The sequence below is a fragment of the Pedobacter sp. genome, assembly GCF_035566355.1.
Lineage (GTDB): Bacteria > Bacteroidota > Bacteroidia > Sphingobacteriales > Sphingobacteriaceae > Pedobacter.
Genome location: NZ_DATMRL010000709.1, coordinates 1 through 13,748 on the forward strand (window position 1 = coordinate 1; position 13,748 = coordinate 13,748).

Here is a 13,748-nt window from a genome sequence, read left to right on the forward strand (position 1 = left end):
AACCACAGAAATACTAAAAAAAGCTTTGTCTGGTAACATCAATGCGTTCCAGACATTGTTTGCCGAATTTCAAAATCAGTTAAAATCCTATCTCTATCGTTTATTGACCGATCGGAATGCAGTAGATGACCTGACTCATGACACGTTCATCAGAGCATTTGACAAGTTATCTACCTTCAATCAGGATTCCAGCTTCAAAACCTGGATCTTCAGCATAGCGACGAACCTTGCTTATGACCATTTAAGAAAACTGAAGAGATGGCCTGTTGATGCACAGGATCAGGGTGCCTCTTTAGCCATCGGCACCCCGGAGATCGCACAATCCTTCAGGGTCGTTCACCAGACCTCCGGCGCCGGTGTCTATGAAATGAAAGAACATATCGATTTTTGTTTCACCTGTATCTCTAAAACCTTACCCATCGAAAACCAGGTCGCACTGATTTTGAAAGACATTTATGATTTTCAGATCAAAGAGATCTGCCTCATCCTGGAAAAAACAGAAGGAGTTGTAAAGCACTTGCTAAACTCTTCCAGGGATACCATGACCGGTATTTTTGACCATCGGTGCGCCCTGGTTAACAAAGAAGGTATTTGTGATCAATGCAGTCAACTAAACGGGATATTTAATCCTAAACAAAACCAACAGGAGGAACGCATGAAACTGGAATTGTTAAAAGAGTCAAAAAAATTCAACAGGCAAGAACTTTTTACCCTGAGAACAAAACTGGTACAAGCCATTGATCCCCTGCATAGTTCCGGCGCAGACTTACAGGACATTATTATGAGATGTACCCGGACAGCAATTGGAGATGTAGAAGACTTTTTTGACAGAAAAGGTAAAACCAGCTAGCTTATCAAGCTCAATCAAAAGACCTCATTTTCAATAAAATACATTAACAATGAGATCTTTTGATTGAAAATATTGTGTTTAAAAAATAATCAGCTTCTACTTGTTAATGTACTAACTAATTTACAACTGTTACATCTAAAGTCATAAAAACCCAGCCATTTATCGTTCAACAGCCAGTCTCCATTGCAGGAAGGACATTTTCTCAATTTATCCTTCGCAATTGAAATAGCCCGGTAGTTGTAAAGATAATAATAGGTGGATACCCCGGTCAATTCTGTGATTCTCTTACAAAGTTCCCTACCAGCTTGCGAAAGTTGGGATTTAGAATCAGACATTTGTTTTGTAGCCCATTTTTCTCCAACGCCACACCCCATATTCAAGCTATCACAAGAGATATAATCACCCTCCCAAGACTCAATATCAGTCCGTTCTTTATCTGTCAAACCTTTTATCTTATAAATAGGGACCGAGCCGCCACAAGAACCACATTCAATCGCTGATCCTTCGTTCAGATATGTGGTAAACAACAAGTAAGAATCATGTAGGTCGCAAGCACAGATGTCCTTATAAAATGGGATATGTTCTCCGAGAACTTCAATCGTCAATTTAGAATTACATCCTTCCTCTAAGTTTTTGATTCTGAGATTTACCCATTCATTATTATATATTGAATCCAACGAGTTTTGTTCCAGAGTAGTCTGATAACAAATCAATTCATTTTCTGCAATATATGGAGATTCAAACCCACCCGTAATCTGCCCCGTCCGGCGAAGACTTTTCATTAACAGAATGAACTCGTCATATAATTTGCCTCTATCAAAATCCGAATTTATAGTTATCGCTATTTTTTGCTTGTACATGAAATGATAACCCTTTTATACCAATACCTAAGATATAAAATAAAAACAGATCGCTTATATTTGGATTAATCTTAAAACACCAACCATGTTTAAAAGCTCTTTCCGCTACCTAAGCGCTACTTTAATAACCACGATGTCTATTTGTTCGCTTCATGCCGTCGGCCAGGATATTCCTGCAACTATAGGTATCCAACACTTGGTGTGGAAAGAAAAGACTTAAATTATCTTAATTTGATAAGCATACTGTAAATAGTTCAAATTTCTAAATTTCAGTTCCACTATGCTAAAAAACGTACTAAAAAGAATTTCCCAACTATCTATAAAAGCTGGAGATAGTATATTTTCAAAAGAACAAATTGAGTCTGAATGGATAGGTAATGAACCTGCAGAAATTGATGCTATAGAAACAACTGAAAAAAATCTCGGTATAAAACTCCCCCAGGACTATAAAGACTTTCTTTTAATCACCAATGGATTTGCAGCAATAAGAAATAATACCCAACCCAGATTTGAAACTGTGGATTGTATTGATTATTTAATCAATATTGACAGTTATGTAGTTGAAATATATAATCAGGAAAGCTTAAAAGACACTGGCAACGAGCTGGCAAGAGCAATATTAATCGGAGGTATTGATGAGGAGCAATATTTCCTCCTTATTCCTCCAAAATCACCTGAAGAGGACTGGAAGTATTGGATGTTTGCTTCCTGGCTTGCCGGTGAGTATCCCTATAAGAACTTAATTGATTATTTCACAAACGTCTTGAAAGATTTAGAGACAGAGGGATAGAATAAGGTTATTTACTGTTTTATGAAAAAGATTATCCTACCATAAGTCCTAACTTTATAATATGAGTAAAAAGGCAGCTGACCTACCAATTTTGAATCTGGAAAGCCAAATCTTTCCAGGTTTACATATCCGTAATCTGGAAAATCAAATTAGTCAGCTGCCTCTGAACACCTTACATCGGGACGATTATTTAATCTTTCTCTTACAGATTTCTGGAGAGAGCGTGCTGGAAATTGACTTTTTCAAAAGTATATTGCATCAAAGCAGTATTTGCTACGTCCTACCCGGAAGTGTGCACCAATTATTGTCGGTAAACACACCGAAAGGCTGGTTACTGGCGGTAAATAGTGACCTGATCGATGAGCGTTTCCGGTCAATATTGCTGGAAGGCAATGCAGGAAGTCCCATACCTATCCACCCCGATGTAACCTCACAACTGGAAAGTATTCTATCGGTCATCTATCAGCAGCACCACATGAAAACGCATAAAAGCTTCCCGGTGATGAACCATTTGGTTTCTGCTTTTGCCGGGATACTTTGTACCAGCACCTCACTTCATATGCATGCCAACGCTGCAGACAGAAGCTCCGCTATTGTTGCACAGTTTAAAAACCTGTTAAGGAAACACTATCGTCAGCAAAAATCACCGTCCTGGTATGCAAGTCATTTAAATCTATCCACATCATATTTAAATGAGTGCATTAAATCAGCTACCGGGACCACAGTGAGTAACTGGATACAAAAGGAGATTGTACTTGAAGGGAAACGGCTCCTGGCATTTACAAAACGTAGCACAAAAGAAATTGCCTATGATTTAGGATATAATGACCCCGCATATTTTAACCGGCTATTTTTGAAGATCACAGGAACAAGACCAGCTGCGTTTAGAAATAATTACCATAAATAGTACATGTTTTTCCCCTAATCAGACCTGTTTCCTAATTGACGAGCGCTGTTATTTTGCATTAAAACAAATTTATATTCCAATGAAAACTAACAAAGCAATCTTCAAAGAACTGTTCCGGGAAATATTCGCAAATCCGGTTTACAATGAATCTGCAATCTCCCAGTATTTCACCCTTGAATATCGCCAGGAAGTGGATGGCAAAGTCCTTAATTACGAACAGTTTTGTAAACACATCATCGCTCAGCAAGAAGTTGTTGCATCAATGACCTTTGAATTTCAAACACTCGTTGAAGAAGGGAATATCCTTTTTTCGAATCACATCGCAACTGTAAAAATGAAGAGCGGCGAAAACCTGGAAATGAGGGTTATTGGTGAATTTCATTTTGTAAATGGTAAAATCAATTATTGTAATGAACTGACACATATGATAAGTGGCGATTCAAGTAATAAAGATTTAGGCTCAAGACATTAAAGATGGAAATCCCTTAAGTTAAAAATAGGATTGAAATAAAAAGCCCTCTTTACGCATTGTAAAGAGGGCTTGGGGGCTTAACCGGGATCGAATCCCTCACAGTTTTTATGGTTTTAGAACCTTAAGGACACTAAATCTTAAATAGCCATCCTCAATTCTTTGCACCTTTTTATTGTCGTCAAAAACAGTTACATTAAACTTAGCCTCTAATAAATAATCAGACTTCCTTTTTTGTATGCTTATAATTTCAAATTTAGAATCTCTTTGATCCGCTTGAGTAACCGATGCAGGTTTACCTAAATCTGATTGGCCATAGGATTTAAACTCACCATTATCATTAATGATCCTGATTGCAATTCCAGATATTGAATTGTTTCTCCAAAAATCTGTTGCATATCTGTACGTTCCTGGAGAAAAAATGTCCGTCCTGTTTTTAGGGTATTTTAGCCAACCGCCATTATTCTCACTTGCAAATTCTGTTTCTGCATTATTATATACTTTTATAAAATACAAGATCATAAATGAATTTTTGGCCTTAATAGTAAAACTTCGTGTAAATAAAAGGGAATCTTGATCACCTTGTAACAGATAATTAAAATTAACACCCGAAGTAATTTTCATATTTGATTGTGTTGTAAGCGTCGTGGCCTTTTCAATTTGGCTGGATACATACTGTTTCCCATTCACGGTATAGAATGCCGAGTCTTTGAGTAGTTCTAAAGAATTTTCAGGCTCCAGTACATGAGTTTCCTTTTTACATGCAGATAGCATAAGAAGGACTATAGCTAGCCCTGCAAAGTTTACGAGTTTCATAGTTGATTTCTTTTGTGTGTAACCAAAACTATAAAAATTAACTATTTAAAAAAGGAGAGTGAACGTAAATTTATGTTTACGTTAGCCACCACCCGGGAAATAAACTATTTCATCCTTTTAACAGCCAGACCATAAGCTATATCAAGATGTTTTTTTAATACTGGCAGATTATCCTTACCCGGGTTCACGATACACAACCAGTACATTGCTCCATAAACGGGATGAGGCATCACAACGTTCTCAGCCGTGAAATCTATTCCAGAGTCTACATACGCACCAATACCTTTCTTTAACGCAACTCCCTCAAAAGTGGTCATGAATGAAGCCTTGTCAATACCAATGTTCAGCCGAAAGAACCCCTCCCTGTTTAACTGAGATGCACTGTCAAAATCGTTGTCACTAGTAACGATAGTTGAAAAAGGCATCATCTTCTCCTGATCATACATAAAGAAAAGATCACCATTTGCTTCGGTAACGTTTACATTTTTAAAATTAGATAAGATATACGCAGTAATTTCCTCGATGGTCATAATCATTTTGCTTGTGGTTAAATTGTAAATGTCTGTTGCTAACTTTAGATTTGCAAGTAGTTACCTCTTTGTACAATAGTAACAAAAAGTAAAATTTTATTGATTTACAGCACTTTAAATTTTCAATGCAGCAAAATAAAATGGAGACCTGTCCATTTCAGGAAGCAATGGATTTGATGTCGGGCAAATGGACCATGACGATCATCAATACACTCATGGCCGGTAAAATGAGGTTTAAGGTACTGGAAAGATCAATCCCCGGTATCAACACACGTATGCTGGTTAAAGAGCTCAAACAATTGGAAAAAACAGGAGTTCTTACCAGAACGGCCTATGCAACAGTTCCTCCAACCGTAGAGTACGAACTTAGTGAAAAAGGCATTTCCTTGAAACCCGTCCTTGCAGCTGTTCAGGACTGGGCATTAAAAAACATATAACCAGAAGCTTTCATCGGTAATGGCCATCACCAAGTTTTGTGCTAGCATAATGGTAACAGTTATTTCTCTCCAGTTTTTTCAAGTACCAGATCGACTAAAGATGATGCAATTCTAAAATCGGTATTTTGAATTTTTTCAATGTACGGCTTCACAGACGAAATAACTCCATATTCTTTGGCCTTTACAAGGAGACCAAGAGTACCCATGAAACTTAATGCCATTTTTGATGCTAATTTACGTCCTTTTAAGTCGTCTATAATTAGTATTGCATTTGAAGTTTCCATTGCGAGTGCAATTGCACTCGCCTCCCCCGGGTCAACGCTTTCTTTAAAAACTTCTTTGAGTGTAACATCCTGAACAGGTCTGATTTCAATCCATTTGGGCAATTCTCCACCAAACTCCTGCTGAATTTCAGGAGTAGTTACTATATTTTTAAAAGCTTGATGTAACACGTCAAATGCCCCTATCTTATCTAAGGTAATAAAACAACTGGTATCAGTAATGATGATGCTATATTCCCGAGATCCTGTCAAGCTCATCGTTTAAATCGCTAACGGAATAATTGATATAAGAAACCCCATAATCACCAAGTAACTCAGCAAATGTACGTTTGGTTAATCGGGCCATATCAGCAGCCTGACCAAGAGAAAGTTTTCCTGATTCATATAATTTAGCAGCTATGAACCTAACAGTATCGTTTTGATACTCCGCTAAGCTATCAGGAACTTCTAACATTATGGTAGTCATAACTTTTATATATTGTAATGTTCTCCCGTAAAGGTAGCAATTTCTATGTAAATAATCATATAACCACTTGCGGGAATCGCAAAAGAATCATCAGGCAAAACCGGATTTCCTCTTTGTCGGCGCATAGTAAAGCATTACTGCACCACCACTAAAAACCTTAGTTTTTATCAGTTTAAGAACAGTTCTCTCGCTTATATTTTCAAATAATGGCAAACCGCCTCCCTCAACAACAGGGTAAATACAAAGTTGGAATTCATCAATCAAATTAAGTTTCAGGAGCTGTATGATCAAACTCCGGCTGCCAACAAAAATAGGCCTGCCTGCTTGTTGCTTGAGTTCTAAAACCTCTTCTTCAAGGCTCCGGTTGGCCAGCTTTGCACTCTCCCATCCTATATTATTCAGTGTGTGGGAAAAAACTATTTTTTGAATTTTATCTATCGCCACAGCAAAGTCGTCCATTGTTTTTTCACCCGAAGGTTTTTTAACCATAGGTTGCCAATATTCCATCAATTGATAGGTTATTCTACCATATAGAATTACATCTCCCTCATTCAACAGGTCCGTATAATGTTGATGTATTTCTTCATCTGGAATTCCTGCCGTATGGTCGCAGACCCCATCAAGCGTCATGTTAATTGCTGCAATTACTTTTCTCATATTTTTAATATTACTTTTTAATAGATCGAATCACATGCTTTAATTGATGTAAATGCCGCTGAGTATGATACGTGTTGAACCAAGCCCACTCCAGTCTCGTAAATGCACCGTATTCTGGAATGGCAAAATCAAGACAGGTTTTAGAAAGATCCCTGGTATTTATAATTTTCACGATCTGCGCAGTACGATCTCGTAGATTCTCCAATAAATGAGATGGATCAAGGTGCTCCTCAGAGGGTAATATTGCTTCAGGAGACTTCATTTTTATATTAAAATCTGTGAATACCTCTTTAATGGATTGGACTTTTTCATCAGGCTTGCGGTGAGTAGATTCCGTACGTCCGGTCATGGTTTCCGCAGATGCATAGGATTTGAATAGATGATCACCAATTTGCCCGGGAGACCATTCTCCGTCTTTAGGTTTCCTGTTCAGTTCATTTTCGTCCAATGTCTCCAACAACGTGATCAACTCACTTGTTGCTTGTTGAAATGCTTTATCTAGTTCCATAGGAGTAAAGTTACCGCATCAACCTGAAATCCATAGGGTTGAATTGTGACAAAAGCAATGGTAATCGCGACAACAGGATAAAACCTGCTCCGGGGCATACACCAGGACACTGCGTTGTTCAGGTATTTTCTCGTCAGGAAAGCCTATATCAAACGTTGAACAGCCTCTATCAGAGTTTTGGGAATCAGTTCCAGATCGAAAGGTTTTTTGATGAAGTTATCCGCCTTAGATTTGGTTACGATTTGTTCAGCAGGGGAATGTGCCGACATCAGCACGACTGGCAATGCACCGGCTTCAGGGTTATTTTTTATCTCATTGCACAGTGCAATGCCATCCCCGTCTGGTAACATCACATCCAAAAGGAAAACCTGAGGCAATCTGGAAGGATATACAGCCTTAAAAGCGCTAACACTGGAGAAAAGGCTCACCTCAAATCCTTCCTCTGAAAGATAACTTTCCAGGATAAAGCCAATATCTTCATTGTCTTCAACTATAAAAACTTTAATTGCCATGTCTGTATTTGATCTTTTTCTTCAATAAGTTTAGCTTTTGCTAAGCGTGGAGAGCGGTATCGTGAAGTGAAAAACAGAGCCTTTTCCAGGCTTACTTTCCACCCATATTTTTCCACCATGGTCAGTAACGATTTTGGAGGTAATGTAAAGGCCCATCCCTAATCCGGGATGGCTGTCCCTTATTTCTTTGTTGCGATAGAATTTTTCAAAAATACGTTCAACATTTTCTTTCGACATTCCAATTCCAGTATCAACAACAGCGATTTTAATTTGTTCTGCTTCCAGAACACTGTTAATCTGTATAACCGAACTAGCCGAAGAGTATTTTGATGCATTTCCGATCAGGTTAGTCAGCACTTGTTCCATACGCAGCTTATCCAGCTGGACTTCTATTTCCTGCCCCGCATTCCAGCTGATTTCATTTCCTGGATAAACATGCTTAAGCACAGAAAGAACCTCGCCGATAAACTGATTTATTTTTATGCTCTCGAAATTGTATTCCAGGCTTCCGTTTTCCACTCTGGATACATCCATGAGCTGATTGGCCAGGTAACCCAGTTTAGTGGTCTGCCCGTTAAGCCGGTCAATAATTTCATTGGCCTTGTCACTGCATTCTGAACGCATCATCCTGAGCATTTGGGCATATGCCTTGACTATGGTAATAGGGGTTTTGATTTCGTGGCTCGCTATAGAGATGAATTCGTTCTTTTTCTCATTAATTTCCCGTTCCCGTTTAATTTCTATCTCCTGTTCACCTGTAATCTTATGGAGCAAGCTATTTTTGTGTTTGATCTGTTCATAGGCATTAATCGGGCCTTCCAAATCAAAAAAGGTTTTCAATAAGTTAATCTTTAGCTGATCCAGTTTAAGAGATCTTGGCAGCCCGATACGCATGCTGATCAAATGATCTGAACCCGAACTGCTCATTTCAAACTCGGGAACAAGCTTTTGTGCATAATAAAATCCCTCATCCGAACGGGTCGGTCTGGCCTCACTGTTAAAAATGATCTGGGCCATCAAACTAAATCTGGGCACCTTACCATCTATATAAATATTGAGCATCCCATGATTGGTGTAATCGATTACTGTCCGGGCTACCTCAGATACAGCTGTGGCAAAAGTGGTCTGCGTAGCAATAGTCAGCCCCAGTTTTTCAGCCACTTTCATAGATCTTTTATGGGCCAGCACAAGGTCCATTTCGTTTTCAAGCGATATGGCGATTATCTCCGTCATCTTAATTAATTTTAATGATTACTACAGACATGTCATCGGTTCCGCGAGCGTGATCTTTGTAAAGCGCTGCACACAGAATAGCTGGATCACATTTTTGAATAAGAGGATATTTGTTCAAATCCCAGCGCGTTTTAATCCCATCTGAACATAAAATCAGCTGGTTATATTCCTCACTGCTGTATTGCTGGTCGTTCATCGTTGCAGGTATATTATGCCCAACGATCCCATTATAGCTCATGTGATTTTTATTCATACCAGGCCCCATCCATCTCGCAGCAATGTTTCCAATACCAGCAGAAGTCCAGAGCTTTGTCCGAAAATCATAATTGACAACGTTGGCCACCATTCCACGAGTTTTTTTAATAGAACTATGGATAAACTTCAGCGTTGCTGTAGGACTAACCTCAGGAAATACCCTAAAAGAGGCCGCGGCCTCGTTGATGGCTTTATTGGCTTCCGGACCGTGGCCGAGCCCATCACAGAGCATCAGTTTGATGTTGTCTTTGGTAAGCTTATAAGTTATTCCGTCGCCGCTGGTGGTTTCACCGGGTTTAGATAAAACAAGGGGGCGGATCATTACCGGCATTTTTTTTAATGATTTTCCGCCGATGTAAATGCGGCTAAGCACAATAGTGCCCCATCCCACCTGCGAATAAATATCAAAATTATCCGATAAACGTTTTATGCTTCCCAGACCATGTCCCATCGTATTGCTTGTAGAAACCCCATCTGTAAGCATTCTGGTCGGATTGTGCATACCAGGGCCTGAATCAATGCAAATCAATTCAATATAAGGCGCTTCTCCATTTTGAAATACGCCAAAAAGTATTTCCCCGTTTTCTCCATACTTAAACAGGTTGCTGGTCAGTTCTGCAACAATGATATCCAGCTCGGAGAGACGTTTTTGCCCCAGGCCGGCTTCTGCGGCCAAGCGGTGTATGTCTTTTTTCAGCAGAGAAAAATAGCTCCTGTCATTGGCCAGAAAGCTGGTATGTGTGGCATCAACCATTGGCCCATTTTAAAATCATCACTGTCGTTCCTTCTCCTACTTTACTTTTTAAATCAAATTCGTTAACCAGGCGTTTTGCACCCGGTAAGCCCAAACCAAGGCTTCTGCCCGTTGAGTAACCATCTTTCATGGCAAGCGCAAGATCCGCAATGCCCGGCCCCTTGTCTGTAAAAGTAAGCCGGACTCCGTTTTCCCTGCCTTTAGAAACCACTTCAATCAGGCAGCTGCCACCGTTTGCATACCTCAGCATATTGCGGAGCAACTCACTGGCAGCTGTAATAAGTTTAGTTTGGTTCACTAGCCCCATTTTGATTTTCACGGCAACTTCCTTTACGCGGTTTCGCAACAAGACCACATCCTGTTCTCTGACCACCTGAATATTATCCTTACTCAGCGACAGAATCATCGTCTTCCTCTTCTTCTTCGGATTCCTCCTCCGTGCTACCGATCATAGATTTGAGAAGATCCATGCCGCGTTCAACGTTTAATGCCGTATGAACTCCTTTTAATGGAAGTCCAAGTTCAATAAGCGTAATGGCTACTGCGGGCTGCATGCCCACAACAACGGTTTCCGCATCCATGATTTTAGACATACTGGCAATATTTCCGATGATCCGACCCATAAATGAATCTACTATAGATACAGCAGAAATATCAATTAATACACCTCTTGCATTGGTTTTACTAACCATCTGTACCAAATCAGCTTCCAGATTCAGTGCCAGCCGGTCGTACAAATCTACTTGTATGGTGACCAGCAAGAAGTTTCCCATCCTAAGAATAGGAATTTTATCCATGGCGATATAATTTAGTTTTTAGATATTGTTGTTCTTTTTACTTCCAGTCTAAGGACCTTAAAGGCATATGCAAGTGCAGTGGCAAGGCTTGCTTTGGTAATGATATTGGAAAGATCAATACCCAGATGTACAACAGTTTGGGCAATTTCAGGTCTAATGCCACTAATGATACATTCTGCCCCCATTAATCTGGTTGCACTAACCGTTTTGATCAAATGCTGGGCAACAAGCGAGTCTACAGCGGGTACGCCTGATATATCTAAAATAGCAATGCTGGAACCGGTTTCTACGATCTCCTGCAGGAGGTTTTCCATCACGATCTGGGTCCTTGAGCTGTCCAGGGTTCCGATAATAGGTAAAGCAAGAATGCCGTCCCACACACGGATGACAGGAGTTGAAATTTCAGCAATTTCATCTGTCTGCCTTAAAATAACCTCTTCACGGCCTTTAATAAAGGTTTCAAAAGTAATAATACTCAAATTGTCCATTACACGGCTGATCTTGGTAGATTCTTCAAACAGCGTTTTCGAATCTGCGATTTCCTTTTGCAAAATGGCTAACAATGCATCTTTCAGAGAAAATACAAAGCGGCCGGTTTCCCGCGGACTGAATCCCTGTCTTGCTCTGGTAATGGCAATGCCGCCCAAAATTTCAATAACCGGGTTCCAGTTTTCACCATCAAGATCTTCCATATCATTAGAGGTCAGGTTATTGACTAAGGAAGAAATAAGCTCTTCAGATTGACCTCTCAAATCTTCATTACTGATCAGGTCTTCACGAAGACCTTCGTCTGCCAGTTGATTTTTCATCCAAAGTTCAAGGATGTTCTTTTTTTGTTTTTGTAGCAATTTATGCGAATTAAATGACATGTTGAATGACAGGTTAAGGTTTTATTCTAGACTCACCAGACGTGATTATTTTAATTAGGCGCGAAAGGTAGTCATATGATTTTGTAAAAGAAAATTATAAAAAAAATTAAACAAATTAGATTTCCATTTTTCTCCAAACGATTCGGCCACCTTTTCCGTTTCCTTACCCTAGTTCACCCTTTTCTTCTCCTCCTCACTTGCTGTAGCCCTTTGTCTTGCTGCTGCTACACTTTTACCTAATTTATAAGAAAAACTTAGCGTAAATGTGCGCGTATCATTTCTTTGATATATCCCGTTATTCTGGCCCTCATTCTGAATGGAAATCCGGTACGGATTACTGTAAAGCAAATCAGCAGCGCTGAATTTCAGGGTTCCCTGTTTATTAAACACCTGTTTACTGATCCCGGCACTGATATCATAGGTTTTAGCAACCAGCAATGTTCCTTGCTGTATTGCACTATTATACCAGGCACTCAACTCTGCCTTCAAGCCACTGTTTTTATCAATGGTAAAGGCGTGATCAGTTCTGAGATAAAAATAAAACTGGTGGTAATTATACGTATTTCCTGGTTGATCAGAACTTTGACTTCTAAAATATCCCTGTGCTGTGTTATTAATTTCCCACCACGCCACCGGATGATGAACTGAAGACAGTTCAGTTCCGAGATCTTTGATACTACCGATATTTTGCTGTGTATTATAAAAAGTTCTGTTCACATTATCCTGAACAGTCACGTTACTGGCCAGATCGTCAATTTGGGTGTATACCGCAGCGAAAGTATAATTCTGATGTAAAGTATAACTCAACTGAAGGCTGTTGATCACGGCTGGCCTCAGGAATGGATTGCCACTTGCATAATTATACGGAGATAAATAATTTTTTGCAGGATTCAGCTGTCTGTAATCCGGCCTTTCTATCCTTTTGGAGTAATTAAAACCAAACTCATCGTTTTCTGAAGCTTTATATGTCACAAATGCAGTAGGAAATATCCGCAAATACTTATTTACGTTGATAGAATCCAGAGAAAGCGATACACCCTTGGTTGTTGTATATTCCGCACGTATCCCTCCTTTAAAATTCCAGCGGCCAAATTCGCCACTTATACTGGTATAACCAGCGCCCGTATTTTCCGTATACCTGAATTGGTTACTTCTCGACGGATCAAATACAGGAACAGTTCCCGCTGTATTATAAAATTCAAACTGGTTTTCGCTCACCGTACTTGTATATTTAAGGCCAGATTCCAGCGACCATCTTTTACCCACTTTGTAAGTATAGTCTATCTTCCCCGACCATATATTTATCTTTTGAGTAGAGGGGAAAAACGTATGGTAAGGAGCAGAACCTCCCCCACCATCAGGCAAATAAGTGAAGTTACTCAGCTGTACATTGTCGCTCCTGGTATAAGGAACATAATCCAGATCAATATTCAGGCTCCTGCCGGAACTATCCAGCTTTGCTTTATAATTCAGGTTAAAACTATATTGATTGGTACGTCCACCATTAACGCTGTTGGTGTTCAGCACAGAATCAGGATTCGTATGATAATTATTGTAAATATGAGTTGTCGCCGCATTGCCGCCATGAGTTACAGCATTGTCACCGGTAACCAGCACACCAATCACCTGGTTATCAGAAAAATTATAATCTGCACCAGCAGTATAGTTATGTGCTTTAGCCCTGGAAATATTGATTCTGTTCATATCCCAGTACGCATAAGAAGAGGGTCCCTGAAAAATAGTATACTGACTTAAAT

At 39.5% G+C, this 13,748-nt stretch carries 19 protein-coding genes; 5 read left to right on the forward strand and 14 right to left on the reverse strand.

What is annotated here, in order from left to right; translation table 11 throughout:
• Positions 1–850, forward strand: an 850-nt coding sequence (locus VNZ46_RS27840; protein WP_325564722.1) for an RNA polymerase sigma factor, incomplete at its 5' end; no start/stop codon positions are given.
• Positions 851–939: 89 nt separating this feature from the next.
• On the opposite strand, the gene VNZ46_RS27845 is transcribed toward VNZ46_RS27840, so the two are convergent.
• Positions 940–1,710 (reverse strand): DUF2310 family Zn-ribbon-containing protein, encoded by a 771-nt coding sequence (locus tag VNZ46_RS27845; RefSeq protein WP_325564724.1) that lies wholly within the window; start codon positions 1,708–1,710, stop codon positions 940–942.
• Positions 1,711–1,990: 280 nt separating this feature from the next.
• On the opposite strand from VNZ46_RS27845, the gene VNZ46_RS27850 reads away from it, so the two are divergent.
• The 3 genes from VNZ46_RS27850 to VNZ46_RS27860 all read left to right on the forward strand — a co-directional run bounded on the left by VNZ46_RS27850 (position 1,991) and on the right by VNZ46_RS27860 (position 3,879).
• The gene (locus tag VNZ46_RS27850; protein ID WP_325564726.1) at positions 1,991–2,500 is read left to right on the forward strand and encodes an SMI1/KNR4 family protein; all 510 of its coding nucleotides are present in this window, start codon (positions 1,991–1,993) and stop codon (positions 2,498–2,500) included.
• A gap of 61 nt (positions 2,501–2,561) precedes the next feature.
• Positions 2,562–3,407, forward strand: coding sequence for an AraC family transcriptional regulator (locus VNZ46_RS27855; RefSeq protein WP_325564728.1), 846 nt, complete (start codon positions 2,562–2,564; stop codon positions 3,405–3,407).
• Between the two features lie 79 nt (positions 3,408–3,486).
• Entirely contained in the window at positions 3,487–3,879 is a 393-nt protein-coding gene (locus tag VNZ46_RS27860) for a nuclear transport factor 2 family protein (protein ID WP_325564730.1), read from the forward strand.
• A 105-nt stretch (positions 3,880–3,984) separates the two neighbouring features.
• Here the strand turns inward: VNZ46_RS27860 and VNZ46_RS27865 are convergent, their stop codons facing one another.
• A complete protein-coding gene (locus tag VNZ46_RS27865; RefSeq protein ID WP_325564732.1) occupies positions 3,985–4,500 on the reverse strand; it encodes a hypothetical protein in 516 nt (171 codons plus the stop codon).
• Between the two features lie 296 nt (positions 4,501–4,796).
• Entirely contained in the window at positions 4,797–5,228 is a 432-nt protein-coding gene (locus VNZ46_RS27870; RefSeq protein WP_325564734.1) for a DUF6194 family protein, read from the reverse strand.
• A gap of 119 nt (positions 5,229–5,347) precedes the next feature.
• Between VNZ46_RS27870 and VNZ46_RS27875 the strand changes: the two genes are divergently transcribed.
• Positions 5,348–5,659 carry a helix-turn-helix domain-containing protein gene (locus VNZ46_RS27875; protein WP_325564736.1) on the forward strand — a complete coding sequence of 104 codons (312 nt, stop codon included), beginning with the start codon at positions 5,348–5,350 and terminating at the stop codon, positions 5,657–5,659.
• Between the two features lie 59 nt (positions 5,660–5,718).
• On the opposite strand, the gene VNZ46_RS27880 is transcribed toward VNZ46_RS27875, so the two are convergent.
• The 11 genes from VNZ46_RS27880 to VNZ46_RS27930 all read right to left on the reverse strand — a co-directional run.
• A complete protein-coding gene (locus tag VNZ46_RS27880; RefSeq protein WP_325564738.1) occupies positions 5,719–6,198 on the reverse strand; it encodes a DUF3368 domain-containing protein in 480 nt (159 codons plus the stop codon).
• A complete protein-coding gene (locus VNZ46_RS27885; protein ID WP_133782915.1) occupies positions 6,170–6,406 on the reverse strand; it encodes a UPF0175 family protein in 237 nt (78 codons plus the stop codon). The genes VNZ46_RS27880 and VNZ46_RS27885 overlap by 29 nt, the downstream gene beginning before the upstream one ends.
• Positions 6,407–6,496: 90 nt before the next feature.
• Entirely contained in the window at positions 6,497–7,063 is a 567-nt protein-coding gene (locus tag VNZ46_RS27890) for a dihydrofolate reductase family protein (RefSeq protein WP_325564742.1), read from the reverse strand.
• Positions 7,064–7,073: 10 nt separating this feature from the next.
• Positions 7,074–7,571 carry a DinB family protein gene (locus tag VNZ46_RS27895; RefSeq protein WP_325564744.1) on the reverse strand — a complete coding sequence of 166 codons (498 nt, stop codon included), beginning with the start codon at positions 7,569–7,571 and terminating at the stop codon, positions 7,074–7,076.
• A gap of 143 nt (positions 7,572–7,714) precedes the next feature.
• Positions 7,715–8,083, reverse strand: coding sequence for a response regulator transcription factor (locus tag VNZ46_RS27900; RefSeq protein WP_325564747.1), 369 nt, complete (start codon positions 8,081–8,083; stop codon positions 7,715–7,717).
• Between the two features lie 30 nt (positions 8,084–8,113).
• Positions 8,114–9,316: a sensor histidine kinase gene (locus VNZ46_RS27905; protein WP_325564749.1), complete on the reverse strand. Its 1,203-nt coding sequence runs from the start codon at positions 9,314–9,316 to the stop codon at positions 8,114–8,116.
• A 1-nt stretch (position 9,317) separates the two neighbouring features.
• The gene (locus VNZ46_RS27910) at positions 9,318–10,325 is read right to left on the reverse strand and encodes an ATP-binding protein (RefSeq protein ID WP_325564751.1); all 1,008 of its coding nucleotides are present in this window, start codon (positions 10,323–10,325) and stop codon (positions 9,318–9,320) included.
• On the reverse strand, positions 10,318–10,731 hold the full coding sequence (locus VNZ46_RS27915; RefSeq protein WP_199082282.1) for an anti-sigma regulatory factor: 414 nt from the start codon (positions 10,729–10,731) through the stop codon (positions 10,318–10,320). Before VNZ46_RS27915 ends, VNZ46_RS27910 begins: the two co-directional genes overlap by 8 nt.
• Complete coding sequence (locus VNZ46_RS27920; RefSeq protein WP_108553295.1) at positions 10,712–11,122, reverse strand: STAS domain-containing protein; 411 nt, start codon at positions 11,120–11,122, stop codon at positions 10,712–10,714. Before VNZ46_RS27920 ends, VNZ46_RS27915 begins: the two co-directional genes overlap by 20 nt.
• 11 nt (positions 11,123–11,133) lie before the next feature.
• Complete coding sequence (locus VNZ46_RS27925; protein ID WP_325564755.1) at positions 11,134–11,991, reverse strand: STAS domain-containing protein; 858 nt, start codon at positions 11,989–11,991, stop codon at positions 11,134–11,136.
• Positions 11,992–12,159: 168 nt separating this feature from the next.
• The coding region (locus VNZ46_RS27930) for an outer membrane beta-barrel family protein (protein WP_325564757.1) at positions 12,160–13,748 on the reverse strand (1,589 nt) is incomplete at its 5' end.